Consider the following 24,520-nt stretch of genomic DNA (forward strand, 5'->3'; position numbering starts at 1 on the left):
TATTGCGATTAGGCGCAAGCCCGCGATTTGTCAACAGAAACGGGTGGGATTGGCGCGATTGTGAAGTCGTAACCTTAATCGCGATGCTTAATCCGGCTGCTTGTGTCTGTACCGGCTCAATACCGGAACTGTTCGGCCAGGATGCGCTCGTTCCAGGAGTGGTTGGGATCGAACAGCAAGGTCGCCGTCGCCGTCGGCGACTCCCGCACCGTCACGGTGGTCACCGCCTTGACTTCCGTATGGTCGGCGGCGGCGTTCACCGGCCGCTTTTCCGGCTCCAGAATGTCGAAGCGCACGGTCGCCTTGTTGGAGAGCAATGCACCGCGCCAGCGGCGCGGACGGAACGGGCTGACCGGGGTCAGCGCCAGAAGCGGTGCGTCGAGCGGCAGGATCGGGCCGTGCGCGGAGAGATTGTAGGCCGTGGATCCGGCCGGCGTCGCGATCATGACGCCATCGCAATTCAACTCTTCAAGCCGTATCTGATCATCGATGCTGATGCGAATCTTGGCCGTCTGATAGGATTGGCGCCACAGCGCCACTTCGTTGATCGCCAGAGCCGAGACCGTTTCGCCTTCCGAGGTGACGGCCAGCATCTCCAGCGGGCGGATCGTTTCGGCGACCGCTGCCGCGATGCGCTCGGTGAGCCCGCCGGAACGGTACTCGTTCATCAGGAACCCGATGGTGCCACGGTTCATGCCGTAGACCTTCTTTCCCGTCCCCATCGTGTCGCGCAAGGTCTGCAGCAGGAAGCCGTCGCCGCCCAGGGCCACGACAACCCCCGCATCCGCGACTGGACATTGGCCATAGCGCGCCGACAGGCTTTCCAGCGCCGCCTTGGCGTCTGCTGTGTCGGACGAGACGAAGGCGATGCTGTTGGCGGCTGTGCTCATGGCTTCCCGATCGCGACCGATTGGCGGCAGTTCCGACCGCGCCAGCGCCGGGGTAGCATGGGGCGGGCAGGTCTGCAAAGAGAGCCGTTGTGTCGGCCGGCAAAGCGATCGCGCCGCGGCCTGCCGAGGCCGGCCGGTCGCGGTTGATGTCAAGGCACCAACGAATGTGATGGTTAAGGCCGGGCGTAACCTCTCGTAAAGCTGGATCGATCATGTTAGCCGGCATGGGTGGCGTGGGGCGCCCGCAGCATTGCCGGATCCTTCGGGACATCAAAAGGACGCTGCGGCACTTTTGATCTGTGTGCATGATCCCTCGAGAATATCCTGATGTTCGGGGATGTGCGCGCCAACCAGACGAGGCCGACATATTGCCGGTAGCACGCCTGATCATCGTTTTTGTCATCCTGGGAAGCTTTGCGCTGGTCTTCGCCGCGCTGGTTCGCCAGTCGGAAGAAATGAGCAACAGACCAGTGCCCACCGCATCTCGCTGTGGTGATGCCGCCGGAATGCCTTGCCCGCAAAGGGCGGAGCTGTAAGCCGTACGGCCCTTCATTCCGATCGTGAAGTCATTTCCGACCGTGAAGTCGTTGCGATCGTGAAATCATGCCGATCGCGGAAGTGAATCGAGCTTGCCTGTGAAATGGGGGGCAAAGACGGTTTCGAAGGCCTTGAGGGCCGCGCCGATCGCCTGGTGCATGTCGAGATACCGGTAGGTGCCCAGCCGTCCCCCCAGATGCAGGTTTTTCTCGGCCGCCGCCCTTTCGAGGTAACGGCGGAAGATCGCTTGGTCCTTGCGTGTGTCGATTGGATAGTAGGGTTCGTCGGCGCGGCCGGCGAAACGGGAATACTCGCGGCCGATGAGTGTCTTGTCGCTTCCGTGCTGGCGTTCCGGATTGAAATGCCGGAATTCGACCACGCGGGTGTAGGGCACGGCTTCGTCGGCATAGTTCATGATCGCCGTGCCCTGATGATCCGGTGTGTTCACCACCTCCAGATCGATATCGATGGTCCGCCAGCCGAGTTCGCCCTCGCAATAGTCGAAATAGCGGTCGATCGGGCCGGTATAGACGACCGGCAGGTCCTTCGGCAGCAGAGGCTTGATGTCGAAGAAGTCGACGCCAAGCCGTGTTTCGATGAGGTCGTGTGCAAGCATCTTTTCGAAGACCGCGGTGTAGCCATCCACGGGCTGGCCCTGGAAACGGTCATTGAAATAGCCGTCCTCGAACGTGTAGCGGACCGGCAGGCGCGCGATGATCTGCGCCGGCAGTTCGCGCGGGTCCGTCTGCCATTGCTTGGCGGTGTAGCCCTTGATGAAGGCTTCATAGAGGGGACGGCCGACAAGGGAGATCGCCTTCTCCTCGAGATTGGCCGGCGGGCGATCGCCAAGCTCGGCTGCCTGCTCGGCGATCATGCCGCGTGCCTCGTCCGGGCTCAGCCGCTTGCCGAAGAACTGGCAGATCGCGGCGAGGTTGATCGGCAGCGGATAGACCTTGTCGCGATAGGTCGAGAATGCGCGATGGCGATAGGACGTGAAGCCGGTGAAACCCTGCAGATAGTTCCAGACCTCCTCGTTGGAAGTGTGAAACAGATGCGGCCCGTAACGATGGATTTCGACGCCGGTGACGGGATCCTGCTCGGTATAGGCATTGCCGCCGATATGCGTGCGCCGATCGATCACCAGCACCCGCCGGCCGAGTTGGGTGGCGATACGCTCCGCCAGCGTCGCGCCGTAGAATCCCGCGCCGACGATCAGGATGTCGGCTTTGCTCAGCAGGTTCTTGTCCATTCGGCCGATCCATCCAGCGTTTGAAGTCCGTGCCTTATTGGCTGCTGCCGCTCACGACACAAGCGAAAAACGACATGGGGTTGAAGTGTTTGGAACACGAGGTGGCAGTCCGAATGGACAGAAATATTTTTTGGCAAGCTACATCAGCTTTGTTGTAGCCTGAAAGAAACTTCAGTATTCGACCACCTGATTTGTCCTCTTTGGTCAATCGGCCGAGTAAACCATCGCCATCACAGGATTGTACGTTTCATGAAGCTGATCGTTGTGACTCCGGCAGGGCGCGAGAAATATCTTCGCTTGCTCAGCCATCACGTTTTGAAAAGCCCCGACGTGCACGAATGGCACCTGTGGGACAATTGCCGCAATGAAGCCGACCGCGCCTACCTTCAACGGCTGGCCGCCTCCGACCCGCGATGCCGGATCAAGAAACTTCCACACGCCGATGGCGGGTTTAACGTCATCGGCGACTTCTATCGTTTTTGCGACGACGCCGAGGCTTTCTACCTGCGCCTCGACGACGATGTGGTTTTTGTCGAGGATGGCTTCTTTCAAAAGTTCATGACGAGGGTCATGGCCGAGAGAGGATCGGCCATCTGGTACGCGCCGCTGATCATCAACAACGCCATCTGCAATTCACTTATCAAGCAGCTTTCCAGGGTCCTGGTGGACGGGCCGCTGACTTGCCAGGCGTCATGCGAATTCTCGTGGGCTCATGCCAGCTTTCCACAGGCGCTTCATCCGGTCTTCATCGAGGCCGTCCGCGCCAACCGGCTTGATGACTTCCGCGTGCCGGACAGGGAGATCAGGCTATCGCGCTTTTCGATCAACGCACTCGGCTTTTTCGGATCGGATATTGTCGGCCTGGGAGAGAGTTTCCATCCGCCGTCGGGCGATGAGGAGGAGTGGCTTTCGGCGACCTTGCCCACCAGACTGGACCGGCCGGGCAAGATATTTGGTGACCTGATCGTGGCGCATTTCAGCTTCTATCCGCAGGAACGCCAATTGCTGCGTACCAACATCCTCGATGGCTATTACGAACTCGCTGGCCTTGCTCCTCCGATCTACGAGAAGCCTCCAATCCGCCTGAGAGATCGGTTTAAGCAGTGGAGGAGAGGCCGGAAGGCGTCGACACCACCGCGCTATACGATCTCGCTTCCACCCGTAACAACCTGAAGGTTGGCATCGCCGTCGAGCGTCCAGGCAAGGTCTGTCGGGTCGTGGACTTCGTGGCTGCGCCTGCCGGGGCCTTGCATGGTCTCACCAGGTAAGCCGGGCCGTCCTTCAACCAGTCGCTGACGTCCCTTTGGAAATCGCTCGGGAAGGCAGCGGCCGCGCACGCCGATGAAGTCGGCCGCGTGGCAAAGCTTGTGAAAACATATTGACTGTATGGTTAGTTATAATTATTCCTGGCGTTAAGAGTTGGCCAGCCGGCATGCGCCGGTGAATGGCCGCGAAAAGGGGAATATCGTGACGGCCATCCGGCCCGCAATTGGGGCGAAGGCGTCATCAGGCTTGTTCATCAGCAGGAAATGGACCTGAGGCGATACGCTGCCGGTCCCAACAATGGGAGCACTCGCATGAACTGGAAATTGACCGCGGCAACCGTCGGGCTGTCGCTGCTCGCGGTAACCGGCATCGCCCGCGCCGATGGCGAACTCAACATCTACAACTGGGGCAATTACACCAACCCGGACCTGATCAAGAAATTCGAGGAGACCTACAAGGTCAAGGTCACCGTCACCGACTACGATTCCAACGACACCGCATTGGCCAAGGTCCGCCAGGGCGCTTCCGGCTACGACATCGTGGTGCCCTCGGCCAGCGTCGTGCCGATCTGGATCAGCGAAGGTCTGCTGCTCGAAACCGATCCCAGCAAGATGGAGAATTTCAAGAACGTCGATCCCAGATGGGTAGACGTTCCCTTCGATCCGGGTCGCAAATACACCGTTCCGTGGCAGTGGGGCACGACAGGCATTTCGGTGAACAAGTCGGTCTATACCGGCGACCCCAACACCTCGGCGCTCTTCCTCGATCCGCCGCCCGAGCTGGTCGGCAAGATCAACGTCGTCCCCGAAATGGGGGACATCATGTTCCTCGCTATCGCCTATGAAGGCGGCCAGTACTGCACCAACGACATGCAGGTGCTGAAGAAGGTCCACGACAAGCTGGTCGAGGCCAAGGCGAAATGGCTTTCGCTCGACTACGCGGCCGTCGACGGCCTGGGCAGGGGCGACATCGCCGCCGGTGTCAACTGGAACGGCATTTCGCTGCGGCAGAGACTGCAGAACGACAAGATCGTCTACGGCTATCCCAAGGAAGGCTTTCCGATCTGGATGGACAATGTCGCCGTGCTCAAGGACGCCAAGAATGTCGAGAATGCCAAGCTCTTCCAGAATTTCATCATGGACCCGAAGAACGCTGCTATGATCTCGGCCTTCGCGCGCTACGCGAACGGCATAAAAGGTTCGGAAGCCTTCATGCCTGACGACATGAAAAACGCACCCGAGGTCAATGTTCCGGCCGAATTCGCCGCCAAGGGCCAGTTCATGCCGGCCTGCCCATCGGATGTGCAGGCGCTCTACACGAAAATCTGGACAGACCTGCAGAAGTAGCGCCGCCGGCCGAACCCGACGAACAGCCACCGGACCGCAGCGCGCGGTCCGGCCACCCTCATATCCGACCTTGATGCCAGTGCGGTCTCGCGATCGCGGGGAGATTTCCGATGTCCGATCTCGACCTTTGCTACATGCCGGCCCATGAGGCACTGCGACTGTTCAAGGCGAAGAAACTGTCGCCCGTCGAATTGATGCGCGCCACGATCCGCCGTGCCGAAGCCACCAAATCGGCGATCAACTGCCTCACCTTCACGCATTTCGAGGAAGCGATGGGGCTGGCGGCCAAGGCCGAGGCGAAATATGCCAAGGACGCCCGCACCGGCGCGCTCGAGGGCCTGCCGATCGGCATCAAGGACGAGAGCTACATCAAGGGCAAGCCGACATCGCACGGCTCGCTGCTGTCGAAGGACGCCATTGGCGGCCACACCTCGACGATGAACGAGCGCGTCATCAAGGCTGGCGGCATCGTCCATGCCCGCACGGCGACGCCCGAGTTCAGCTGTGCAGGCTACACCTGGTCGAAGCGCTGGGGCGTCACCCGCAACCCGTGGAACCGCGACTTCACGCCGGGCGGTTCGTCCGGCGGTTCGGCGGCCACGCTTGCCTCCGGTACGTCGTCGATCGCAACCGGCTCGGACATTGCCGGATCGATCCGCATTCCGGCCTCGGCCTGCGGCCTCGTCGGCTTCAAGCCGCCTTACGGGCGCAATCCGGACGAGCCGCCGTTCAATCTCGACTTCTATTGCCACACCGGTCCGCTGGCACGAAACGTCAGGGATGCGATCCTGCTGCAGAACGTCATGGCCGGACCGAGCCCGCTCGATATCGCCACGCTGCGCCCGAAGCTGCGTCTGCCGCTCGACTACAAGCCGATCAAGGGTTGGAGGATAGCCTTTTCCATGGATCTCGGCTCCTTTGAAGTCGACCCTGACGTGCGCAAGAACACTCTTGCCGCCTGCGACGTGTTCCGCTCGCTCGGCGCTACGGTCGAAGAGGTCGATCTGCGCTGGGGGGATGATGTGCTCAAGGCCGGCATGGCCTACCTGGAGCATCTTTTCGGCGCATCGCTGTCGCAACTGCTCGGGAAGCACGGCAAGGACATGACCAGCTATGCCCGGCAGTTCGCCGAGGATGGACAAAAATCCAAGGCGACGGATTTTGTCGCAACGCTCGATGTGGCGGCCAGGATGTACCAGACGCTGGGTCCACTGCTGGAGACCTATGACGTGCTGATCTGCCCGACCAACGCGCTTCCGGCGGTGCCGGCGGAGTTCGACCAGACCAGGGACAGGGTCGAGATCAATGGCAAAGAGGTGAACCCGTCGCTCGGCTGGGTGATGACGACGCCGTTCAACATGATGAGTCGCTGCCCGGTTCTGACCATACCTTCAGGCCATGCGGCCAGCGGCGTGCCGACGGGCATCCAGATCGTCGGCCGTACCTATAGCGATGCCGATGTCTTCCGGGCTGGGCTGGCCTATGAAACGGCCCGGGGGCAATGGTATGGAGACGCCGGGAAACGCCCTTCGCTCTGAGTGATCTCTGGAGCGAGCGAAGTACTAAGGGGCGGGATATTCCGCCGTGGGTCCGAAAGGCCTGACGAAAATGGCGCAACGCAAGGCAACCGCAAAGCCGGAAAAACGCGGAGTTGTAACGGCCAAGGGCAGGGGCGCGGCAAACGATGCTCCCCCCAAGGACCGTCGGCGCGAGCGCGGCGAAGCGAGCGTGCAGCGCATCATCGACGCCACGATCGAGCTCATCGCGGAGGAGGGCCTGGCGAGCGTCACCATGCAGCGCATCGCCGAACATGTCGGCTCGTCCAACGCGCTGGTCGTCTTTCACTTTCGCAGCAAGGAAAACCTGTTCCGGGCCGTCCTGCAGTATCTCAGCGATCGATATGACGAGCTGTGGGTTACCTTGGTGCGGGCGCCCGGACTGTCGCCGGTCGAAAGATTGCTGGGCGCCGTCGATTGCGCGCAGCGCTTTGCCCGGCAGCATTCGAAATGGGTCTCGGTCTTTGTCGTGTTCTCCAGCGACCGCAAGAGCATGCAGATCTACAATGAAATCGGCCTGCCGAGCGATCTCGCCTACACCGCCGAAGCACGCGAACTGCTGATCGAGATTTCGCGCAGCGGTGGTTACACCGGCGTCGACATACACACCCTCTCGGAAAGCCTGAATTATCTGGTTCATGGCGCCTGGTACTGGGACCATTTGAACCCTTCCAGCCGTGACACCGATGTGCTGCGCAAGACCATGCTGCTGCTGCTGCATCAGGCATTTCCGCGACACTTTTGAACTGATGCGTTAAGGTCGTCAGGGGCTCTTGTGCAGATGGCAGCCGACCTGCCGTTTTCGCGCCAGGTATTCATCGATCAACTGGCGATAGCGGACCTTGCCGAAGCTCGGGAAATGGCCGCCATGCACGACCGAGACGCCGAGGTCGCGCAGGGCGGCGAGTGTCTCGACATAGTCCGGGATATCCGAGTGATAGACGTCGTCGATCAACGGACCGTCATAGACGATGTCACCGGACAGCAGGATGCCGGTCTTCTTTTCATGCAGCGCTATGCCGCCGGGGGAATGGCCGGGTGTGTGGATCACCTCGAAGGCGCGGTCGCCGAGATCGATGACATCGCCATGTTCGAGCAGCCGGCCGGCCGGCGCGGCTGAAATGCCGTAGCGCGCGGTGTCCCAGCCTTTCGGGATGCCATCGAACATCTCGTCGGTCGCATAGCGGTCGGCCACCGTCCATTCGTTGCGCGGATCGGCGAGGATTTCCCCCTCGGCGCGGTGCACGCAGCGGTCGGGAAATTCGTGATGGCAGCCGATATGGTCGAAATGCGTGTGGCTGGCCACGCAGGTCAGCTTGCGCTCGCTCACCAGCGGCACCTGGCGCCTGAGGCTGAAATGGCCGAGCCCGGTGTCGAAGAGAAGATCGCGGTCACGGCCGCGCGCATGCCACATGTTGCAGCGGAAGAACGGTTTGATCCACGGCTCATGGATCAGCGTCACGCCGTCGGCCATACGGATGGTCTCGTACCAGTCGGGTGCGTCGATGACCGCAAGCATGCCCATGTTCAATCCGTCAGCAGGATGATCTGGTCGGTATCGCACGAAGCCGCGACCGTGTCGCCCGGCTGGACCGTTGCCGCTGCGGGCAGCTTGGCGATGAACCGCACCGAGGGGTCTTCGACGGACATCGCGAGCACACGCTTGAAGCTGCCCTGGAAGACGACGTCGCTCACCTTGGCCGTGCCCAGCCTTGTGGCGCCTGAGGCCGCGCCCAAGGTCAGATGTTCCGGCCGTATGGCCAACGCAACGGCCGAGCCTACCGGCAAAGCACCGGGCAGCGAGACCGCCCCGACCGGCGTCGCGACAGTGCTTGTCCCGCCCCTGGCCTCGGTGACCGTGCCAGCGAGGATCGTGCTTTCGCCCATGAAGGTGGCGGAAAAGCGCGTCGCCGGCCGGGCATAGACGCGCTCGGGCGGTCCTTCGTCCTCGATGCGGCCGTCATTCATCACCACGCAGTGGTCGGCAAGCGCCATCGCCTCTTCCTGGTCATGGGTGACATGGATGAAGGCGGTGCCGACGCGTTTCTGGATCGCCTTCAATTCGTCCTGCATCTGCCGGCGCAGCTTCAGGTCGAGCGCGCCGAGCGGCTCGTCGAGCAACAGCACCGCCGGCTCGATCACCAGCGCACGCGCCAGCGCCACGCGCTGCCGCTGGCCGCCCGAGAGTTGATGAGGCTTCTTGTCGAAGGCCGAGGCAAGTCCAACCAGAGCCAGCGCCTCGCGCGCCCGGGCGGCACGGGTCGCACCGTCGACGCCCTGCATGCGCAGCCCAAAGCCGACATTGCCGCCGACGCTCATATGCGGAAACAGCGCATAATCCTGGAAAACGGTCGTGGTCGGGCGCCTGGCCGGCGGCACCGAGGTGCAATCCTTGCCGCTGATGAACACCTTGCCTTCGCTGGGCGTGACGAAACCGCCAAGGATGGACAACAGCGTCGTCTTGCCCGAACCCGACGGTCCGAGCAGGATCGTGTAGCTGCCGGGCTCGATCTGCAGCGAGACATTTTTCAGCACGGCCAGTTGCCCGAAACGGTGCGAGACGCTGCGTATGTCGACCAGGGGCGCGGTCATGTCTTTCTCCTGCGCAACAATGTCAGTTCGAACGCTACGACCAGCACGATGGAAACGGCAAAGACCAACGAGCCGACCGCATTGGTCTTGGGATTGAGGCCGGAGCGCAGCAGGTTCCAGATTTCCACCGGCAGCGTGGTGTCGAAGCGCGTCAGCAGGAAGGAGATCACGAACTCGTCCCAGGAGAAGGTCATCGACAGGAAGAAGCCGGCGAAGATCGCCGGCGCCATCACCGGCACTGTGACCAGCAGCAGCACCTTCCATTCCGGCGCGCCAAGATCGCGCGCGGCGCGCTCGATGTTGATCTGGTGGTCGCCCATCTGGCTGTAGATGATAGCAAAGCAGAGCGGCAGGTTGATCACCACATGGCCGATGCCGGCGGCAAGCAGCGATTTCGGTACGCCGGCCCAGTTGAACAGCACCAGCAGCCCCATGCCGATGATCAGGTAGCTGACCGTCAGCGGCAGCGTGATCAGCCCGCGCAGCAGGCCCGAGCCGGGCAGCACGAAGCGCGCGAAACCCCAGGCCGAGAGGAAACCCAGCGTGACCGCGGCGAGGGACGAGATCGATGCGACCAGCAGCGAATTGACCAGCGCCGAGGTCAGTCGCGTGTCGGACAGAACGGCCTCGTACCAGCGCAGCGACGGGCCGGTGAACGGCGGGATCGGGAATGACGTCGCCTGCAGCGAAAACAGCACCAGCACGACCACCGGCAGGAAGATGAAGCCATAGACCGCAAGCGCGTAGACCCAGGAAACGACGCGGACAATCCGGCGCATGGTCAGGCCCGCTCGATCTTCAGCCAGCGCGCGCAGGCGAGGTAGGCGACGGTGACCACGGCCATCAGGATGATCGACAGCGCCGAGGCGAGCGGGAAGTCGCCGCGCCGACCGATCTGCATCATCACCAGCTGCGGCATCAGAAGCTCGTTGTTGCCGCCGAGGATCTGCGGCGTGATGTAGTCGCCGATGCACAGCACGAAGGTGAGGAAGGCGCCGACCATGATACCGGGAAGCGTCAGTGGCAGGACGACGTGCAGGAAGGTGCGCACGGGCCCGGCGCCGAGATCTGCCGCGGCCTTGCGGTAGCTCGGGCTGAGCTGCTTCAGATTGGCGAAGATGGTCAACGTCAGCAGCATGACGAAGAAATGCACGAAGCCGGTGACCGTGGCTAACCGAGTGTTGGCGAGCTGCAGCGGCTCGGTGATGAGGCCGGAGCCGGTCAGCGCGCGGTTGATGACGCCGTTCTGCGCCAGCACCAGCAGCCAGGAGTAGGAGCGCACGACATAGGAGGTCCAGAACGGCAGCACGGCCAGCATCAGCGCCAGCCGCTGCCAGCGTTCCGGCACCTGTTCGGCGAGGATCCAGGCAAAGGGATAGGCGAGCAGCACCGAGACCACGGTGACGATCGCCGTCACCTCGAGCGAGTTCACCATGGCCTGCCAATAGGACGGGTCGGTGAAGAACTGGCTGTAATTGGCGAGCGTGAAGCTGCCGCCCTCATGCACTGTCAGGCTGGAAAACCCCATGGCGATGAAGGGCAGCACGAAGAACAGCAGTGTCCAGCCTAGCGCCGGGGTGACCAGCGCCCAAGGCAGGGCATTGCCCGCCCGGGGCAGGGCGCGCCCGTTTTTTGCAGTCGAATTCACGAGCGGTATCCGCTCACTTCGCCTGCAGCATTTCAGTCCACATATCCTGCATCTTCTTGTCGAGATCGGCGTTCGGCGCCGGATAGGCCTGGGCGCGGGCAAGGAAGCCGGGCTGCTCGTCGAAGCGCAGGATCTTCTTCTGGTCGTCGGTCAGTGCCGCCTTGGCGTTGGACGGCATGCCCCAATAGCAGGACGAGGTGGCAAGCCGCGCCTGGCCTTCCGGGCTCATGATGTACTGGATGAACTTCAGCGCCATGTCCTTGTTCTTGGAATCCTTGAACATGGCCAGCGATTGAGACCACAGCACCGCGCCTTCTTTCGGGATGGAGAAGTCGAGCGCCGGGTTTTCCTTGGCCAGCCCCGCCGTCACCCATTCGCCGCCGCCGACCAGTATGTCGACCTCGCCGGTCGCAAGCGCCGTCTGGCTGGCGGTGACTTCGCCGACCAGCTTGGCATTGGCCTTCATCTTGAGAAGCTCGGCCTTGATGGCCGGGAGGTCGGCCTCGGTCAGCTCCGCCGTCTTCTTGCCGATCGCCATGGCGGCCATGCCGATGACCGGCAGGTAATAGTCATAGATGGCGACCTTGCCCTTGTACTTGTCGCTGGTCAGCGACGCCAAGGACTGCATGTCGGCCGGGTCGACCTTGGTCTTGTTGAAGCCGATGGTGTTGTAGCCGAACTTTTCGGTGATGCCGTAGCGCTTGCCGCCGACCACGGTCGAGCCGTCCATCTTCACCTGCGGGAACAGGTCGGCCAGCGGCAGCTTGTCCTCCGGCAGTGGCTCGAACAGGCCCTTTTCGACGCCGCGCGGCACATCGATACTATCGATCACCATCACGTCCCAGTCGCCGGGCTGCGACTGTTCGACGATGGCGAGACCGGCGCCGGTGCCTTCGAATTCCTTGACGTTAACCTTGACGTTGTTGGCCTCCTCGAAGGGCTGCAGCAGCGCCGGATCGGAATGATCGCACCAGATCAGCGCGTTGAGATCGGCGGCCTCGGCGAGACTGCCGGCGCCAAGCAGCAGCGCCGTGGCAGCGCAGGCGGCGCGCAGTTGGTTCTTCAGGACGGAAAGCGGATTCATGGCTTTTGACTGTGCGGACATCGAGTGTTCTCCCTGCCTTTGTGGCTTCTTGCAAAAAATTGAACCAGTTTTAAAATTGAGTCAATTCTATTTTTGTGGCAAGAGGCTGATATGAGCGGATTGCGGGCAAGGCAAAAGGCGGATCGGCACAGGCGCATCATCGAGGCGGCGGCCGCACTTTTCCGCGAGGCCGGTTATGAGGGCGCCAAGATCGAGGCGATCGCCACCCAGGCCGAGGTCTCGGTCGGCACCATCTACAATTACTATGAGAATAAGGGCGACATCCTCGGCGCCATCGTCTCGCTGGAGGTCAACGAGGTGCTCAACGCCGGACGCGGCGTCGTCGCCAGGCCGCCGGCCAATGTCGGCGACGCGCTGGACACGCTGATCGGTATCTATATCGAGCATTCGCTGCATTATCTCAGCAAGGAGATGTGGCGGCAGGCGATGGCGATCTCGATGCAACTGCCCGACAGCCCATTCGGCCAGGCCTATACGGCGTTGGACCGCTCGCTGACGGAACAGATCCGCGCCCTGATCGCCCGGCTGCAGGAGATTGGGCTGGTACGGCAGGACATCGACGGGGCAGCGCTCGGTGAACTGATCTTCAACAACATGAACATGATGTTCATCGAGTTCGTGAAGCGCGACGAGGCCAGGATACCGGAGCTGCGCGCGGCGATACGGAGGCAGAACCGGATATTGGTGTCGTCGATTGGGGTGTGAGCGAGTCAGGAGCAGGCAGGAGAAATCGTCACCTCGGCATATATGTCGTGTCACGCGAGGCTCGTCTCTTGAGTTGAGCTTGAAATCTGGTACAACTTAGAGGGGCATAAAAAGGGGGAGGGGTAAATGGGGGCGTTTTCCGTCTGGCATTGGGCGATCGTGCTGCTGTTGATCGGCGTGCCTGTTTTCTTTGCTGCTCGATCAGCCGCGAAGCCGTCACAGAATCCTGAGGCTCTTGTGGGCTTCGGCGGCTGGCTGATGCTGCTGGCTATCGGTCAGGCATTATCACCGTTGCGCACACTTGCCGACTTCGCCAACTCGGCCGACGGCTATCAGCAACTCATGGCCCTCTCAAACGGGCCGCTGGCGGTGTATGGCGAGGTTGCTCTCAATCTGGCATTTCTGGCGCTTCAACTGGTTGTGCTCGTTTCCATGCTGCGGAAAAGCCGCCGGTTCCCGCAGTTGTTTCTGCTCCAGTGGCTTGCGATCCCTGTCGTTTTTGTCCTGGACACGATCTGGATTTCTTCAATTCTGGGCGTTCCGGTGAACCAGGTGCTCGCAGGTGATGCGCTGGCGGCATCGATAGCCTCGTTTGTCGCGGCTGGCATCTGGGTTGCTTATGTCTACAGGTCTGTCAGGGTGAGGAACACTTTCAACAAAGCGGGCGCATCAGAGCAAGTCGCCAGCGCCTCATAGCGATATCGCGTTGCGGTCGCGCTCGGAGGGACTTCCGGCTCTTGACGGATCGTAGGTGAACTGGTGCCCCCGGACGGAATCGAACCGCCGACCTTCGGTTTACAAAACCGCTGCTCTACCAGCTGAGCTACAAGGGCATGGCGCTCCGGTTAGCATATTTGTTGCGCCAGTAAAGACAAAACTCCGTTTTCGTTCGCCCCAGCGGTGGATGAGGGCTCAAAGGCGGGATCCTGAAAATCGCCGGATTGCTTCCTACATATCGGCAAGGTGCAACCGCTTCGGACTGGAGTGTCGCATGATCAGGCTCATCATCATTCTCCCCATGGTCGTCATCGCCTGGATGCTGCTGGTGAAGCTCATCAGCGATGTGAAGAAGGCCAATGTCGACTGGACCGGCGTGACCACCATCATCGGCTTCATCGCGCTCGCCTTCTGGCTTCGCCATGTGACGGGCATGGGGTGAACGAAGAGAGTGAGTAGGGAATAGCCAGTAGGGAATAGCCAGTAGGGAATAGGGAATTGCATCGTTCGGATGCGCGTGATGCCGTTCCACTACTGCCTACTGCCTACTGCCTACTGCCTACTGCCTACTGCCTACTGCCTACTCACTCCTCAACCCTCCAAAAAATCTCCTCGCCCCTTCGAACCTTTTCCCGCGCCGCGCCGACCGATGTTCGGAGGCGAATGGGTCGCCTCGATCAAAAGATCCAGGAGATCATCATGTTCAAGCGCACTCTCACTTCAGGCCTCGTCGCCATCTTCGTCGCCACCGGCGCGCTCGCCGGCACCGTCGGCACGTCGTCTGCCCATGGCATGCACGGCCATCATCATCACCACCACCACTTCAAGAAGTTCTGGTGGAAGCACTACAATCACCATCATCACCACAGGCACGGCCGGGTGATCATTTTCCTTTGATGGAGGGACCCAATTCCTCAAAAGGGCGGCTTCGGCCGCCCTTTTTGCGTTGAGCTCGGCAGCCGCCGGAATTCGCGACACCCGAGTCCGCCCATCGCGGTGGACGCGATTTCCCCAGTTCAAAAAAAGACGAAAAAAAATTCGAACCTTTCTTCTTGCCGCAACGACAGATCATCAAGAGGCGGATGGATCGCCTCGGTCAACGAAGCAAGGAGATCATCATGTTCACGCGCACACTCGTTTCCGGCCTCATCGCCACCACTGTCGCCGCCACCGCATTGGTTGGCACCGTTCAGCCTTCGGCAGCCCACAGCCATCACCACAACCATGACATCGGCATCGGCATCGCCGCCGGCGTCGGCGGCTTCGTCCTCGGCAGCCTGCTCGCCCAGCAGCCGCCGCGTACCGTCTATGTCGACGAAGACGGTGGTTCCTGGCACGTCCGTCGCTGTTTCGATCGCTACTCGAGCTACGATCCGGAGTCCGACACCTACATCGGCCGCGACGGCTATAGCCACTACTGCCGGCTCTGAGCGGAGGCCAACCAACGACAGGAAAGAGGGGTTGCGGGCAGCCCCTCTTCTTCGTTTTGAAGGTCGCGGGTCTAGAACTTCGCGTCGGCGTCGAGCACCGGCAAACCGGCCGCGCGGCAGAGGCCCTGAACTCGAAGCCGGGAATCCGCCGATCCATCGCTCATCGCGGCGAGTTCGAAGCTGCTTCCGGCATCCGGGTAGATCTTGGCGACAAAGGCTTTGTCATCGCCGTAAGCCCCGGATGAGATCCTGTTGCTGACGGTGCCGCAGGCCACGATCTCCTGGCGGCCGCCCGACGTCCGCTCGCCGGCCAGCATCGTCCCGAACTTGGCGGAGGCCGGATCCGGCAGATGCTGGCGGATGCCGCCGGTAATGATCTCCTCCAGCGCGAGCGAGATCGGAATGGGCGAGATCGGAATGGGATTGCCGCGTTGGTCGCCCGCATCGAGCCGAGGTGCCGCCGCCACGCATCCGCACAATGAAGCGACAAGCAAAAGCTGGATCGTTTTTCTCATCCGCGCCCTTTCGCATGCATTCGAACGCCACGGCAAGGCGGTCCCATGCAGCGGGCGCTATACAGCGATTTTCGGAGCGTCTAGTCTCTTGCGATGGGCATCGAGGGAGGGTGGCTTGGACGAGCAGGACCCGAAAGAAGACCTGATCGAGACGGTTTTCCGCAATGGCACCATCACCACGGTCGGTATCCTGCTGGCGTTTTCGCTAGGTTTCATCACCCATTGGGCCGCCAACCCTATTCCCTGGCAGACCTACCATCTGGTCGCCGTCCTGCCGATCCTGGCCGGTATCGCCTTGCAGATGCGGGCGCTGTCGCTGCTGCTCGACACAAAGTCGCTGCAGCGGCGCGTCTATGAACACGCCAACCGCATCTTCATCGCCGGCCTCGTCTTCACTGCCTGCGGTGTCGGCATGGCGATCCTGCTCGATTTCTTCGATATCGCGACCAGGAGCGCGCTGCCTGGGGCGGGCTGATCAACCGGCTTGCACGCCGCCGATCATCCTTGTCACCTCGGCCGCGGCATTGCGCACCATCGGCCCGATCTCGGCCAGCCGCTCCGGCGTCACCCGCACGGTCGGCCCCGACACGGAGACGCCGCCGATCGGCTCGCCGAACTCGTTGAAGATAGCGGCCGCCACGCAGCGCATGCCGGGGTGCCGTTCCTCGTCGTCGACCGACCAGCCGCGCAGCTTGATGACAGCTAGGTCATGCGCAAGCGCCGGGATTTCCGAAAGCGTCTTGTCGGTGAAGCGCTGCAGGCCGGCCTTGCGCAAAATGATGCCGACGCGCTCGGGTTCGAGATGCGCCAGCACCGCCTTGCCAATGCCGGAGGCATGGAAGGGGCTGCGGGTTCCCGGGCGGAAGAAGGCGCGGATCGCCTGGTGCGTCTCGACCTGGCTGACGAACACCACGCAATCATCCTCGGCGACGCCGAGATTGGCGGTCTCGCCGGTCTTTTCCATCAGCTCCTGCATGACGATGCGGGCGCGGTCGACCAGTTTGCGCCGGCGCAGGAATGCCGCGCCCATGCGGTAGGTCTCGACGCCGATCGACCACAACTGGTCGCTGGTGTCGAACTCGACCATGCCGTGGTTCTGCAGCGTCGTCAGCATGCGGTAGGCGGTGGAGGCGGCAAGACCGCTTTGCGCGGATATCTCGCTCAGCGACAGGCCACTGCCCTCGGCGACAATGGCCAGGATGCGTAACGCCCGGTCGAGCGACTGCACCGAATTGGCTTCGGATGGCCCGTTGAAGGCGCGCGGCCGGCCGCGCTGGCGTTTTTCGGTCGTGTCCATAGGCGCCATTCTCCGCCGTTTCGCCAAACTAGCAATGAAAAAGTTTTTCACTCGCGCGAGCGGCGGAATTCCTGGAAAACGGAAAATCCAATGAAATCAGAGCATAATCACCGTTTTCTAGAAATGAAAAAATATTCTGAAAAAATTGAAAAATAGCCGGCTTGCTGACATTCTCGGCCATCCAACAATGACAACCCTGAGGAGGGCCGGAAAATGGCCAGGATGCGCGCTGTCGATGCCGCGGTTCTCGTTCTCGAAAAGGAAGGCATCGCCTGCGCCTTCGGCGTGCCGGGCGCGGCGATCAACCCGCTCTATTCGGCGCTGAAGGCGAGGGGCACCATCCGCCACGTGCTGGCCCGCCACGTCGAGGGCGCTTCGCATATGGCCGAAGGCTATACGCGCGCCAAATCCGGTAATATCGGGCTTTGTATCGGCACGTCGGGCCCGGCAGGCACCGACATGATCACCGGTCTCTATTCGGCCGCCGCCGATTCCATTCCGATCCTGTGCATCACCGGCCAGGCGCCGCGCGCACGGCTGAACAAGGAAGATTTCCAGGCCGTCGACATCGCCGCCATCGCGGCGCCCGTCGCCAAATGGGCGGTCACGGTCATGGAACCCTATCTCGTCCCCATGGCGCTGCAGAAGGCGTTTCACCTGATGCGCTCGTCGCGGCCAGGTCCGGTGCTGATCGACCTGCCGGTCGATGTCCAGCTGGCTGAGATCGAGTTCGACATCGAAGCCTATGAGCCGATGACGCCGTTCAAGCCGGCGATGACGCGGGCGCAAGCCGAAAAGGCGCTGGCGATGCTCAACGCGGCCGAAAAGCCGCTGATCGTCGCCGGCGGCGGCATCATCAATGCCGATGCGTCCGATCTGCTGATCGAGTTCGCCGAAATATCGGGCGTGCCGGTCATCCCGACGCTGATGGGCTGGGGCGCGATCCCCGACGACCACCGGCTGATGGCAGGCATGTGCGGGCTGCAGACCTCGCACCGCTACGGCAATGCGACCATGCTGGAAGCCGATTTCGTCTTCGGCATCGGCAATCGCTGGGCCAACCGCCACACCGGTTCGGTCGACGTCTACACCAAGGGAAAGAAATTCATCCATGTCGACATCGAGCCCACGCAGATCGGCCGTGTCTTCGCGCCCGATCTCGGCGTCGTCTCGGATGCGGGTGCCGCGCTGAAGATGCTGCTCGACGTCGCCACCGAATGGAAGACGGCGGGAAAGCTGCGCGACTGGTCGGGCTGGGCGAAGGAATGCCAGGCCCGCAAGAAGACGATGAAGCGCAAGACGCATTTCGACCAGGTGCCGCTGAAGCCGCAGCGTGTCTACGAGGAGATGAACAAGGCGTTCGGCCGCGACGTCACCTACGTCACCACGATCGGCCTGTCGCAGATCGCCGGCGCGCAGTTCCTGCATGTCTACAAGCCGCGCAACTGGATCAATTGCGGCCAGGCCGGCCCGCTTGGCTGGACCTTGCCGGCGGCCCTTGGCGTGCGTGCCGCCGATCCGGACCGCACCATCGTGGCGCTGTCGGGCGACTATGATTTCCAGTTCATGATCGAGGAACTGGCGGTCGGCGCGCAGCACAGGCTGCCCTACATCCACGTCGTCGTGAACAACGCCTATCTCGGCCTGATCCGCCAGGCGCAGCGCGGTTTCTCGATGGACTACGAGGTGAGCCTGGCCTTCGAGAACATCAACCGGGCGGACGATCCCGAGGCCGGCTATGGTGTGGATCATGTCGCGGTTGCCGAGGCGATGGGCTGCAAGGCGGTCAGGGTGCGCAAGCCGGAAGAATTCGCCGGCGCCTTCAGGCAGGCGCAGCGGCTGATGAAGGAACACCAGGTGCCGGTCGTGCTCGAATTCATTCTCGAACGCGTCACCAACATCTCCATGGGCACCGAGATCGACAAGATCACCGAATTCGAGGACCTTGCCGAGCATCAGGAAGATGCGCCGACCGCGATCGTGATGCTGGATTAGGAGAAAAAGAATGCCGTGTTTTTCAGCCAATCTTTCGATGCTCTTTGGCGAGCACGATTTCCTGGACCGCTTCGATGCAGCCGCCCGCGCCGGCTTCAAGGGCGTCGAATATATCGGTCCGTACGATCATGCACCCGAGGTGGTGGCCGCGAGGCTGAAGAAGAACGGCCTGACACAGGTGCTCTTCAACCTTCCGGCGGGCGACTGGGGCAAGGGCGAGCGCGGCATCGCCGTGCTGCCGGACCGTGTGCCTGAATTCCGCCAGGGCATCGCCAAGGCGATAACCTATGCGCAGGCGCTCGATTGTCCGCAGGTCAATTGCCTGGCCGGCATCGCGCCTGTCGGCGCCGATCGCAAGGTGCTCGAGGATGTTTTCGCCGAAAACCTCGCCTTTGCGGCGGAAAAGCTGGAGCAGGCGAGCATCCGGCTGCTGATCGAACCGATCAACACCCGCGACATCCCAGGATTCTTCCTCAACCACTCGGATCAGGCGCTCGACCTCATCGACCGTATCGGCTCGAAAAACCTGTTCCTGCAATATGACATCTATCACATGCAGATCATGGAGGGGGATCTCGCCCGTAAAATCGAGGCAAACCTCGACCGCATTGCGCATATCCAGCTTGCGGACAATCCCGGCCGTCACGAGCCGGGGACGGGCGAGATCAACTATCCCTTCCTCTACGACCACATCGACCGCATCGGCTATTCCGGCTGGATCGGGGCGGAATACAAGCCGAAGGCCGGCACGGAAGCCGGGCTGGCCTGGTTCCGGGACCTGGCCGGGCAGGGCAGTGCGGCGGCTTAGCTGTTGCAATTGAAGTCGCGATCCTTCGCGCCCCCCTCTGGCCTGCCGGCCATCTCCCCCACAAGGAGGGAGATCGAATGTCATCTCGGCTTTCGCCAATCTCCAACGTTGCAGGATGAGCGAGGCGCCGAAAGAGCCAATCTCCCCACCTGTGGGGGAGATGGCCGGCAGGCCAGAGGGGTCGCGACAGAACGCTGCCTTCACAAAGGAGAACCACAATGGAAACCATAGGCTTCATCGGTCTCGGCATCATGGGCGCGCCGATGGCGGGGCATCTGCTGGATGCTGGCTATAAGGTCATCGCCAGCGATCACCGCTCCAAGCCGCCGGCGGATCTCGTCGCCAAGGGCCTGAAGACCGTGACCGGCCATGCAGCCGTGGCCAAGGCTGCCGACATCGTCATCCTGATGGTGCCCGACACGCCGCAGGTGGCCGAAGTGCTGTTCGGCGACAACGGCGTCGCCTCCGGCCTTTCGAAGGGCAAGCTGGTCATCGACATGAGTTCGATCTCGCCGATCGAGACCAAGACCTTCGCCCAGAAGATCAATGCGCTCGGTTGCGACTATCTCGACGCGCCAGTCTCGGGCGGTGAGGTCGGCGCCAAGGCGGCGTCGCTCACCATCATGGTCGGCGGCGAGGAAAAGGCTTTTGAACGAGCCAGGCCGGTGTTCGAGAAGATGGGCAAGAACGTCACTTTGGTCGGGCCGAACGGGGTCGGCCAGACCACCAAGGTGGCCAACCAGATCGTCGTCGCGCTGACCATTGAAGCCGTCGCCGAAGCTCTTGTTTTTGCTTCAAAAGCCGGCGCCGATCCGGCCAAGGTCAGGCAGGCGCTGATGGGCGGTCTGGCGGCCTCGCGCATCCTCGAAGTGCATGGCGAGCGCATGGTCAAGCGCAGCTTCGCGCCGGGGTTCCGCATCGAATTGCACCAGAAGGACCTCAACCTCGCGCTGGAAGGCGCCAAGGCGCTTGGCGTGTCGCTGCCCAACACCTCGACCACCCAGCAACTGTTCAATTCCTGCGCCGCCAATGGCGGCGCGAAGGAGGATCACTCGGCGCTGGTCAGGGCGCTTGAGCGGATGGCCAATTTCGAGGTCGGCGGCGAGGCGGCCGAGGCCAAAGGCAAAGCGGCATAGGTCGGGAGAGGGCGGTATAACGTTCCCAGGCCGCCAGCTCCCTTTCCTGTCGAAGAACGGGTTCCCGCGACCATCGCCGGGACCCGTTTCTCGTTCAGATCAGCGACGGAACTGTCGCCTCCGGCTCAGTCGCGCTTCAGGAACGCCCGTGCCGCGTAGAGGCTCACCGCCGCGGCGTTCGACACGTTGAGCGATCTGATTGCGCCGGGCATATCGAGCCGGGCCAGCGTCGTCACCGTCTCGCGCGTCTTCTGGCGCAGGCCCTTGCCTTCGGCGCCGAGCACCAGCGCGACCCTATCTCCGGCAAAGCTGGTTTCGAGTTCCGCCGGCCCATCCGAATCGAGCCCGATCGTCTGGAAGCCGGCCTCGTGCAGCTGGCCGAGCGCATCGGCGAGGTTCTTGACCTCGATCTGGTCGATATGCTCCAGCGCGCCGGAAGCGGATTTCGCCAGCACGCCCGATTCCTGCGGGCTGTGACGCGCCGTGGTGATCAGCGCGCCGGCACCGAACGCGACCGCCGAGCGCAGGATGGCGCCGACATTGTGCGGATCGGTGACCTGGTCGAGCACCAGCACCAGTTTCGTGTCGCCCAGCGCGTCGAGGCGTTTGGGCTTCAGCGGCTCCGCCTCGATCAGCACACCCTGATGCACGGCATCCGATCCGGTGATCTTGTCGATATCCCTGGGCTCGACCAGTTCGGCCGTGAACGGCAGGGCGGCGAGATCGGCAATTTCAAGACGCTCGGCCGCATTGCGCGTCACCAGCATTTTCTTGATCCGGCGCCGTGGATTGTCGAGCGCCGCCCGCACCGTGTGCAGGCCATAGAGCCGCACCAGGCCATCGCCTGCGTTTTCGCCCGGGGGTACAGGCTGACGTGGCTTGAATGCCGGCGCGCCGCCGCTCTTCTCGTCGCGAAAGGCGCGGCGCAGCTTGGCGTAATGGGTGTCTTTCGGAGTGTTGGTCTTGTTGCTCATGGTCGGCTTCTATAGCCGTCTGCGGCGGCCAGGGATACGGCCCGTCGCCGCAGTCGGCGAACAAGTTCGAAAAAGCCCGGCTGCGCGGTTGACACCCACTGGCCTTGCCGCCATAAGGCGCTTCGCTGATTTCGGAGAAGACATCTATCTCGGGTCCGGATCGGCAAGAATGCCTCGTTGCATGGCTCCGGCGGCAGACTGGAGAGGTGCCCGAGTGGTTAAAGGGGACGGACTGTAAATCCGTTGGCTTAGCCTACGTTGGTTCGAATCCAACCCTCTCCACCACTGCCGGCCCGGAAGCCCTGAAACGCGAAGAGCATCGGAGGCGAAAAGCGCATGGCGCTTTTCGGGTGAATCCGGTACTTCAGTGCAAGGCGCGGGTATAGCTCAGTGGTAGAGCAGCAGCCTTCCAAGCTGAATATGCGGGTTCGATTCCCGCTACCCGCTCCAGAATTCCGTCGCCCAGATTTCCATCGCCCAGAATTCCATCGCAACCAGCTGCAAGCCGGAACACTGCGCAATGCGTGCAGCGCTCCGATCGTCTCCGCCCGCGTCAGCTGTTGAACGCGGACGCCACCTGGTGCTGCTGCGGCACCTGGCCGTTCGGCGTCAGCTTGTCGACGATGCCGGGCAGGGCCGTGGACAGTTGCTTGAGCAGTTCCTGCTCATTCATGCCGGTCCGTTGCGCGATCTCGCGGATAATTTGGGGTCCAATCGCATTGCCGAGATCATTGGCGTTGATCGACTGGTTCTGCCCGGTGCCGACCCAGGAGTCGGCGGTGTTGCCGTGACCGGCATCCCTGAGCTTGTCGAGCAGGCCGCCGAGGCCGCCGAGCAGGCCGCCGTCACTGGCGGTGGCTTCGGTCGGTACGGGGGCGGGTGGAGCGGCAGTTTCGGGTTGATCCGGCTGTTCGGCACTTCTGCCGCTCAGCATTTTTCCGACCAGCAACGCGCCGAGCGCGATCATCAGCGGTTTGGTGATGTTGCCGCCGGGAACGGCGTTGTCAAAAAGTCCCATAGTGGATCCTCCATCTCAACCAAACCCAGCCCAGCTTCCACAATGGCGCATTCGGGCGGAATTTCAAGCTGGCTTGAGCTTTTGACAATCATATGAAAATGTCGCGCTGGCGAGGGATGGAGAGGAAAAAAATGGGTATCATCAGCTGGATCATTCTCGGCGCTATCGCCGGCTTCCTGGGCAGCAAGATCGTCAACAAGACCGGCCAGGGCCTGATCATGGATATCGTGCTCGGCATTGTCGGCGCCATTGTCGGCGGCGTGATCTGCAGCCAGATCTTTGGCGTGGGTGTCACCGGTCTCAACATCTCCAGCCTGATCGTCGCCGTGGTTGGCGCCGTGGTCGTGCTGTGGGCCTACCACCAGTTCAGCGGACGCAGGACGCTTTAGCCGGAACGCACGCGCCTTTTTTGCTTGCCGGTCACCAACTTGTTTCGGGGCCGGTGACCGGCGTCCTGGCTTCGTAGTGCGAGCAATGGCTAGGCGACCACGGCCAGCCGGCGCTTGCGTTGGTCCAACGACACGATGGTCAGCCCGCTGCCCACCACCAGCAGGATGCCGCAGACGGCCAGCACATTGGGGAATTGTCCGAACACCAGCAGTCCCGAAATGACGGCCCAGACGGTGAAGCAATAATAGAACGGCGCCACCGCGCTGGTCGGCCCGACGCGGTAGGCCATGAAGATGAAGAAATGGCCGAAGATCAAGAAAAACCCGGCGCCGGCCATCAGCAGCAGGTGACGTGCCTCTGGCATCACCCAGCGCTCGGAAACCAGATGCGCGGCGCCGGCGCCGATCAGCACCACCACGACGGCGGAGATCGCCACGATCATCCCCGGCACCTCGGCCGAGACCCGCCTGCCGGCAAGGTCGCGCGCCGCCGCCAGCGCCGCATTGCCGAGCGCCAGCAGCGCGTAGACCGAAATGCCTTGCATCGTCGGCTGCGCCACCATCAGCGCGCCGATGAAGCCGAGCCCGATCAGCGCCATGCGCAGGCCGCCGATGCGCTCGCCAAACAGGATCGACGAGCCGACCAGCATCAGGAGCGGCGTTATCTGTCCGAGCGCGGTGGAATCCGCGATCTGCATGTTGGCGAGCGCCACGACATAACAGAGGATCGCCGCCATCTCGAGCAGGTTCCTGCCCAGCACGCGTCTGTCGAAGATCAGCGGGATCTGTTTGCCGTAGCCAAGCGCGAACAGCAGCGGAAACCCCCACAACGCCGCCGCGACACCGCGCAGGAACAGCACCTCGTAGGACGGCAGCCCGGCGGTCGCGAGTTTCATCATCGTATCGTTGACGAGATACGACCCGGTCGAGATGATCATGAACAGTGGGCCGCGAACGGTCGTTGGAAGGAAATGCATCGGGTCAGGAGATCAGAGCTCGATGACGACCGCAATGGGCCATCGACGGGCCGTGAAGCGGACACGGATTGGCGGGCATGAGGCCGCCGGGGCGGCCCGATCGACCCGGCTTTCACCCATTTCATTCCGTCCAGGGCCTACCTATATCAGCGCCACATCCCCGCAATCGGATCCCAGGTTCGGACTGAGTGAGACGGCACCCGGCCAAAAGACGCTTGTGTTTTTTTGCCTTTGTCGCTAATCGCCCCGCATTCGACTGAACTGAAGGTCAAGGCCGTCCAAGGAAAGAGACTATGGCAAAAGGTAAATTCGAGCGCACTAAGCCTCATGTGAACATCGGCACGATCGGTCACGTCGATCATGGCAAGAC

The 24,520-nt window shown here is 62.1% G+C and carries 26 protein-coding genes, 3 tRNA genes and 1 pseudogene; 17 read left to right on the top strand and 13 right to left on the bottom strand.

Features of this window, described 5'->3' with window-relative positions; all coding sequences use genetic code 11:
• Positions 1 to 116: 116 nt before the first annotated feature.
• Together FJ978_RS20705 and glf are read right to left on the bottom strand one after the other, a co-directional pair.
• The gene (locus tag FJ978_RS20705; RefSeq protein ID WP_041164248.1) at positions 117 to 890 is read right to left on the bottom strand and encodes an NAD kinase; all 774 of its coding nucleotides are present in this window, start codon (positions 888 to 890) and stop codon (positions 117 to 119) included.
• Between the two features lie 601 nt (positions 891 to 1,491).
• A complete protein-coding gene (glf, locus tag FJ978_RS20715; protein WP_140573580.1) occupies positions 1,492 to 2,676 on the bottom strand; it encodes a UDP-galactopyranose mutase in 1,185 nt (394 codons plus the stop codon).
• 249 nt (positions 2,677 to 2,925) lie between these two features.
• Between glf and FJ978_RS20720 the strand changes: the two genes are divergently transcribed.
• From FJ978_RS20720 to FJ978_RS20735, 4 genes are all read left to right on the top strand, one after another.
• Positions 2,926 to 3,849, top strand: coding sequence for a hypothetical protein (locus tag FJ978_RS20720; protein WP_013895741.1), 924 nt, complete (start codon positions 2,926 to 2,928; stop codon positions 3,847 to 3,849).
• Positions 3,850 to 4,253: 404 nt separating this feature from the next.
• The gene (locus FJ978_RS20725; protein WP_140573582.1) at positions 4,254 to 5,288 is read left to right on the top strand and encodes an extracellular solute-binding protein; all 1,035 of its coding nucleotides are present in this window, start codon (positions 4,254 to 4,256) and stop codon (positions 5,286 to 5,288) included.
• A 110-nt stretch (positions 5,289 to 5,398) separates the two neighbouring features.
• On the top strand, positions 5,399 to 6,826 hold the full coding sequence (locus FJ978_RS20730; RefSeq protein ID WP_140573584.1) for an amidase: 1,428 nt from the start codon (positions 5,399 to 5,401) through the stop codon (positions 6,824 to 6,826).
• A gap of 46 nt (positions 6,827 to 6,872) precedes the next feature.
• Positions 6,873 to 7,589, top strand: coding sequence for a TetR/AcrR family transcriptional regulator (locus FJ978_RS20735; RefSeq protein ID WP_246678172.1), 717 nt, complete (start codon positions 6,873 to 6,875; stop codon positions 7,587 to 7,589).
• Positions 7,590 to 7,607: 18 nt separating this feature from the next.
• On the opposite strand, the gene FJ978_RS20740 is transcribed toward FJ978_RS20735, so the two are convergent.
• The 5 genes from FJ978_RS20740 to FJ978_RS20760 are packed head-to-tail and all read right to left on the bottom strand — an operon-like array spanning position 7,608 to position 12,189.
• On the bottom strand, positions 7,608 to 8,369 hold the full coding sequence (locus FJ978_RS20740; RefSeq protein WP_140573586.1) for an MBL fold metallo-hydrolase: 762 nt from the start codon (positions 8,367 to 8,369) through the stop codon (positions 7,608 to 7,610).
• Positions 8,370 to 8,371: 2 nt separating this feature from the next.
• Positions 8,372 to 9,436: an ABC transporter ATP-binding protein gene (locus FJ978_RS20745; RefSeq protein WP_140573588.1), complete on the bottom strand. Its 1,065-nt coding sequence runs from the start codon at positions 9,434 to 9,436 to the stop codon at positions 8,372 to 8,374.
• Positions 9,433 to 10,215, bottom strand: coding sequence for an ABC transporter permease (locus tag FJ978_RS20750; protein ID WP_140573590.1), 783 nt, complete (start codon positions 10,213 to 10,215; stop codon positions 9,433 to 9,435). Before FJ978_RS20750 ends, FJ978_RS20745 begins: the two co-directional genes overlap by 4 nt.
• A gap of 2 nt (positions 10,216 to 10,217) precedes the next feature.
• Positions 10,218 to 11,084 (bottom strand): ABC transporter permease, encoded by an 867-nt coding sequence (locus FJ978_RS20755; protein WP_181176792.1) that lies wholly within the window; start codon positions 11,082 to 11,084, stop codon positions 10,218 to 10,220.
• Between the two features lie 13 nt (positions 11,085 to 11,097).
• Positions 11,098 to 12,189 (bottom strand): spermidine/putrescine ABC transporter substrate-binding protein, encoded by a 1,092-nt coding sequence (locus FJ978_RS20760; protein WP_140573592.1) that lies wholly within the window; start codon positions 12,187 to 12,189, stop codon positions 11,098 to 11,100.
• 90 nt (positions 12,190 to 12,279) lie between these two features.
• On the opposite strand from FJ978_RS20760, the gene FJ978_RS20765 reads away from it, so the two are divergent.
• Positions 12,280 to 12,894: a TetR/AcrR family transcriptional regulator gene (locus FJ978_RS20765; RefSeq protein ID WP_140573594.1), complete on the top strand. Its 615-nt coding sequence runs from the start codon at positions 12,280 to 12,282 to the stop codon at positions 12,892 to 12,894.
• 126 nt (positions 12,895 to 13,020) lie between these two features.
• The gene (locus FJ978_RS20770; RefSeq protein ID WP_140573596.1) at positions 13,021 to 13,590 is read left to right on the top strand and encodes a DUF2569 family protein; all 570 of its coding nucleotides are present in this window, start codon (positions 13,021 to 13,023) and stop codon (positions 13,588 to 13,590) included.
• A gap of 61 nt (positions 13,591 to 13,651) precedes the next feature.
• Here the strand turns inward: FJ978_RS20770 and FJ978_RS20775 are convergent.
• A tRNA-Thr gene (locus FJ978_RS20775) sits at positions 13,652 to 13,727 on the bottom strand.
• A 158-nt stretch (positions 13,728 to 13,885) separates the two neighbouring features.
• On the opposite strand from FJ978_RS20775, the gene FJ978_RS20780 reads away from it, so the two are divergent.
• The 3 genes from FJ978_RS20780 to FJ978_RS20790 all read left to right on the top strand — a co-directional run bounded on the left by FJ978_RS20780 (position 13,886) and on the right by FJ978_RS20790 (position 15,041).
• The gene (locus tag FJ978_RS20780) at positions 13,886 to 14,053 is read left to right on the top strand and encodes a hypothetical protein (RefSeq protein WP_013895730.1); all 168 of its coding nucleotides are present in this window, start codon (positions 13,886 to 13,888) and stop codon (positions 14,051 to 14,053) included.
• A 257-nt stretch (positions 14,054 to 14,310) separates the two neighbouring features.
• Positions 14,311 to 14,508: a hypothetical protein gene (locus tag FJ978_RS20785; RefSeq protein WP_013895729.1), complete on the top strand. Its 198-nt coding sequence runs from the start codon at positions 14,311 to 14,313 to the stop codon at positions 14,506 to 14,508.
• Positions 14,509 to 14,729: 221 nt separating this feature from the next.
• Complete coding sequence (locus tag FJ978_RS20790; protein WP_140573598.1) at positions 14,730 to 15,041, top strand: BA14K family protein; 312 nt, start codon at positions 14,730 to 14,732, stop codon at positions 15,039 to 15,041.
• A 71-nt stretch (positions 15,042 to 15,112) separates the two neighbouring features.
• Here the strand turns inward: FJ978_RS20790 and FJ978_RS20795 are convergent, their stop codons facing one another.
• Complete coding sequence (locus tag FJ978_RS20795; protein ID WP_246678173.1) at positions 15,113 to 15,508, bottom strand: hypothetical protein; 396 nt, start codon at positions 15,506 to 15,508, stop codon at positions 15,113 to 15,115.
• A gap of 163 nt (positions 15,509 to 15,671) precedes the next feature.
• Here FJ978_RS20795 and FJ978_RS20800 point away from each other — a divergent pair, with 163 nt between their 5' ends.
• Positions 15,672 to 16,031 carry a hypothetical protein gene (locus FJ978_RS20800; RefSeq protein ID WP_140573602.1) on the top strand — a complete coding sequence of 120 codons (360 nt, stop codon included), beginning with the start codon at positions 15,672 to 15,674 and terminating at the stop codon, positions 16,029 to 16,031.
• On the opposite strand, the gene bhcR is transcribed toward FJ978_RS20800, so the two are convergent.
• Positions 16,032 to 16,853 carry an HTH-type transcriptional regulator BhcR gene (gene bhcR, locus FJ978_RS20805; RefSeq protein WP_140573604.1) on the bottom strand — a complete coding sequence of 274 codons (822 nt, stop codon included), beginning with the start codon at positions 16,851 to 16,853 and terminating at the stop codon, positions 16,032 to 16,034.
• Positions 16,854 to 17,066: 213 nt separating this feature from the next.
• On the opposite strand from bhcR, the gene gcl reads away from it, so the two are divergent.
• The 3 genes from gcl to FJ978_RS20820 all read left to right on the top strand — a co-directional run bounded on the left by gcl (position 17,067) and on the right by FJ978_RS20820 (position 20,792).
• A complete protein-coding gene (gcl, locus tag FJ978_RS20810) occupies positions 17,067 to 18,848 on the top strand; it encodes a glyoxylate carboligase (protein ID WP_140573606.1) in 1,782 nt (593 codons plus the stop codon).
• 10 nt (positions 18,849 to 18,858) lie between these two features.
• The gene (gene otnI, locus FJ978_RS20815; RefSeq protein ID WP_140573608.1) at positions 18,859 to 19,656 is read left to right on the top strand and encodes a 2-oxo-tetronate isomerase; all 798 of its coding nucleotides are present in this window, start codon (positions 18,859 to 18,861) and stop codon (positions 19,654 to 19,656) included.
• Between the two features lie 218 nt (positions 19,657 to 19,874).
• Positions 19,875 to 20,792 (top strand): 2-hydroxy-3-oxopropionate reductase, encoded by a 918-nt coding sequence (locus tag FJ978_RS20820; RefSeq protein WP_140573610.1) that lies wholly within the window; start codon positions 19,875 to 19,877, stop codon positions 20,790 to 20,792.
• Positions 20,793 to 20,917: 125 nt separating this feature from the next.
• On the opposite strand, the gene FJ978_RS20825 is transcribed toward FJ978_RS20820, so the two are convergent.
• On the bottom strand, positions 20,918 to 21,766 hold the full coding sequence (locus FJ978_RS20825; RefSeq protein WP_140573612.1) for an RNA methyltransferase: 849 nt from the start codon (positions 21,764 to 21,766) through the stop codon (positions 20,918 to 20,920).
• Between the two features lie 200 nt (positions 21,767 to 21,966).
• Between FJ978_RS20825 and FJ978_RS20830 the strand changes: the two genes are divergently transcribed.
• Positions 21,967 to 22,051, top strand: a tRNA-Tyr gene (locus tag FJ978_RS20830).
• A gap of 91 nt (positions 22,052 to 22,142) precedes the next feature.
• Positions 22,143 to 22,216 (top strand) — tRNA-Gly (locus FJ978_RS20835).
• A 103-nt stretch (positions 22,217 to 22,319) separates the two neighbouring features.
• On the opposite strand, the gene FJ978_RS20840 is transcribed toward FJ978_RS20835, so the two are convergent.
• Positions 22,320 to 22,784 carry a YidB family protein gene (locus tag FJ978_RS20840; RefSeq protein ID WP_140573615.1) on the bottom strand — a complete coding sequence of 155 codons (465 nt, stop codon included), beginning with the start codon at positions 22,782 to 22,784 and terminating at the stop codon, positions 22,320 to 22,322.
• Between the two features lie 131 nt (positions 22,785 to 22,915).
• Here FJ978_RS20840 and FJ978_RS20845 point away from each other — a divergent pair, with 131 nt between their 5' ends.
• The gene (locus FJ978_RS20845; protein ID WP_013895719.1) at positions 22,916 to 23,173 is read left to right on the top strand and encodes a GlsB/YeaQ/YmgE family stress response membrane protein; all 258 of its coding nucleotides are present in this window, start codon (positions 22,916 to 22,918) and stop codon (positions 23,171 to 23,173) included.
• 89 nt (positions 23,174 to 23,262) lie between these two features.
• On the opposite strand, the gene FJ978_RS20850 is transcribed toward FJ978_RS20845, so the two are convergent.
• Positions 23,263 to 24,150, bottom strand: coding sequence for a DMT family transporter (locus FJ978_RS20850; protein WP_013895718.1), 888 nt, complete (start codon positions 24,148 to 24,150; stop codon positions 23,263 to 23,265).
• Between the two features lie 293 nt (positions 24,151 to 24,443).
• Here FJ978_RS20850 and FJ978_RS20855 point away from each other — a divergent pair.
• Positions 24,444 to 24,520: pseudogene (locus FJ978_RS20855) on the top strand (elongation factor Tu); the annotation flags it as partial.

Origin of the sequence: Mesorhizobium sp. B1-1-7 (assembly GCF_006442705.1) — a bacterium.
GTDB classification, from domain to species: Bacteria; Pseudomonadota; Alphaproteobacteria; order Rhizobiales; family Rhizobiaceae; genus Mesorhizobium; species Mesorhizobium opportunistum.

What these genes read in the sequence shown, in the direction of transcription:
- FJ978_RS20705 (WP_041164248.1), bottom strand. Translation starts at nt 890, where the DNA reads ATGAGCACAGCCGCCAACAGCATCGCCTTCGTCTCGTCCGACACAGCA.
- FJ978_RS20820 (WP_140573610.1), top strand. Translation starts at nt 19,875, where the DNA reads ATGGAAACCATAGGCTTCATCGGTCTCGGCATCATGGGCGCGCCGATG.
- FJ978_RS20845 (WP_013895719.1), top strand. Translation starts at nt 22,916, where the DNA reads ATGGGTATCATCAGCTGGATCATTCTCGGCGCTATCGCCGGCTTCCTG.
- glf (WP_140573580.1), bottom strand. Translation starts at nt 2,676, where the DNA reads ATGGACAAGAACCTGCTGAGCAAAGCCGACATCCTGATCGTCGGCGCG.
- FJ978_RS20760 (WP_140573592.1), bottom strand. Translation starts at nt 12,189, where the DNA reads ATGTCCGCACAGTCAAAAGCCATGAATCCGCTTTCCGTCCTGAAGAAC.
- FJ978_RS20730 (WP_140573584.1), top strand. Translation starts at nt 5,399, where the DNA reads ATGTCCGATCTCGACCTTTGCTACATGCCGGCCCATGAGGCACTGCGA.
- FJ978_RS20720 (WP_013895741.1), top strand. Translation starts at nt 2,926, where the DNA reads ATGAAGCTGATCGTTGTGACTCCGGCAGGGCGCGAGAAATATCTTCGC.
- FJ978_RS20725 (WP_140573582.1), top strand. Translation starts at nt 4,254, where the DNA reads ATGAACTGGAAATTGACCGCGGCAACCGTCGGGCTGTCGCTGCTCGCG.
- otnI (WP_140573608.1), top strand. Translation starts at nt 18,859, where the DNA reads ATGCCGTGTTTTTCAGCCAATCTTTCGATGCTCTTTGGCGAGCACGAT.
- FJ978_RS20840 (WP_140573615.1), bottom strand. Translation starts at nt 22,784, where the DNA reads ATGGGACTTTTTGACAACGCCGTTCCCGGCGGCAACATCACCAAACCG.
- FJ978_RS20825 (WP_140573612.1), bottom strand. Translation starts at nt 21,766, where the DNA reads ATGAGCAACAAGACCAACACTCCGAAAGACACCCATTACGCCAAGCTG.
- gcl (WP_140573606.1), top strand. Translation starts at nt 17,067, where the DNA reads ATGGCCAGGATGCGCGCTGTCGATGCCGCGGTTCTCGTTCTCGAAAAG.
- FJ978_RS20740 (WP_140573586.1), bottom strand. Translation starts at nt 8,369, where the DNA reads ATGGGCATGCTTGCGGTCATCGACGCACCCGACTGGTACGAGACCATC.
- FJ978_RS20750 (WP_140573590.1), bottom strand. Translation starts at nt 10,215, where the DNA reads ATGCGCCGGATTGTCCGCGTCGTTTCCTGGGTCTACGCGCTTGCGGTC.
- FJ978_RS20790 (WP_140573598.1), top strand. Translation starts at nt 14,730, where the DNA reads ATGTTCACGCGCACACTCGTTTCCGGCCTCATCGCCACCACTGTCGCC.
- FJ978_RS20770 (WP_140573596.1), top strand. Translation starts at nt 13,021, where the DNA reads ATGGGGGCGTTTTCCGTCTGGCATTGGGCGATCGTGCTGCTGTTGATC.
- FJ978_RS20850 (WP_013895718.1), bottom strand. Translation starts at nt 24,150, where the DNA reads ATGCATTTCCTTCCAACGACCGTTCGCGGCCCACTGTTCATGATCATC.
- FJ978_RS20785 (WP_013895729.1), top strand. Translation starts at nt 14,311, where the DNA reads ATGTTCAAGCGCACTCTCACTTCAGGCCTCGTCGCCATCTTCGTCGCC.
- FJ978_RS20745 (WP_140573588.1), bottom strand. Translation starts at nt 9,436, where the DNA reads ATGACCGCGCCCCTGGTCGACATACGCAGCGTCTCGCACCGTTTCGGG.
- FJ978_RS20780 (WP_013895730.1), top strand. Translation starts at nt 13,886, where the DNA reads ATGATCAGGCTCATCATCATTCTCCCCATGGTCGTCATCGCCTGGATG.
- bhcR (WP_140573604.1), bottom strand. Translation starts at nt 16,853, where the DNA reads ATGGACACGACCGAAAAACGCCAGCGCGGCCGGCCGCGCGCCTTCAAC.
- FJ978_RS20765 (WP_140573594.1), top strand. Translation starts at nt 12,280, where the DNA reads ATGAGCGGATTGCGGGCAAGGCAAAAGGCGGATCGGCACAGGCGCATC.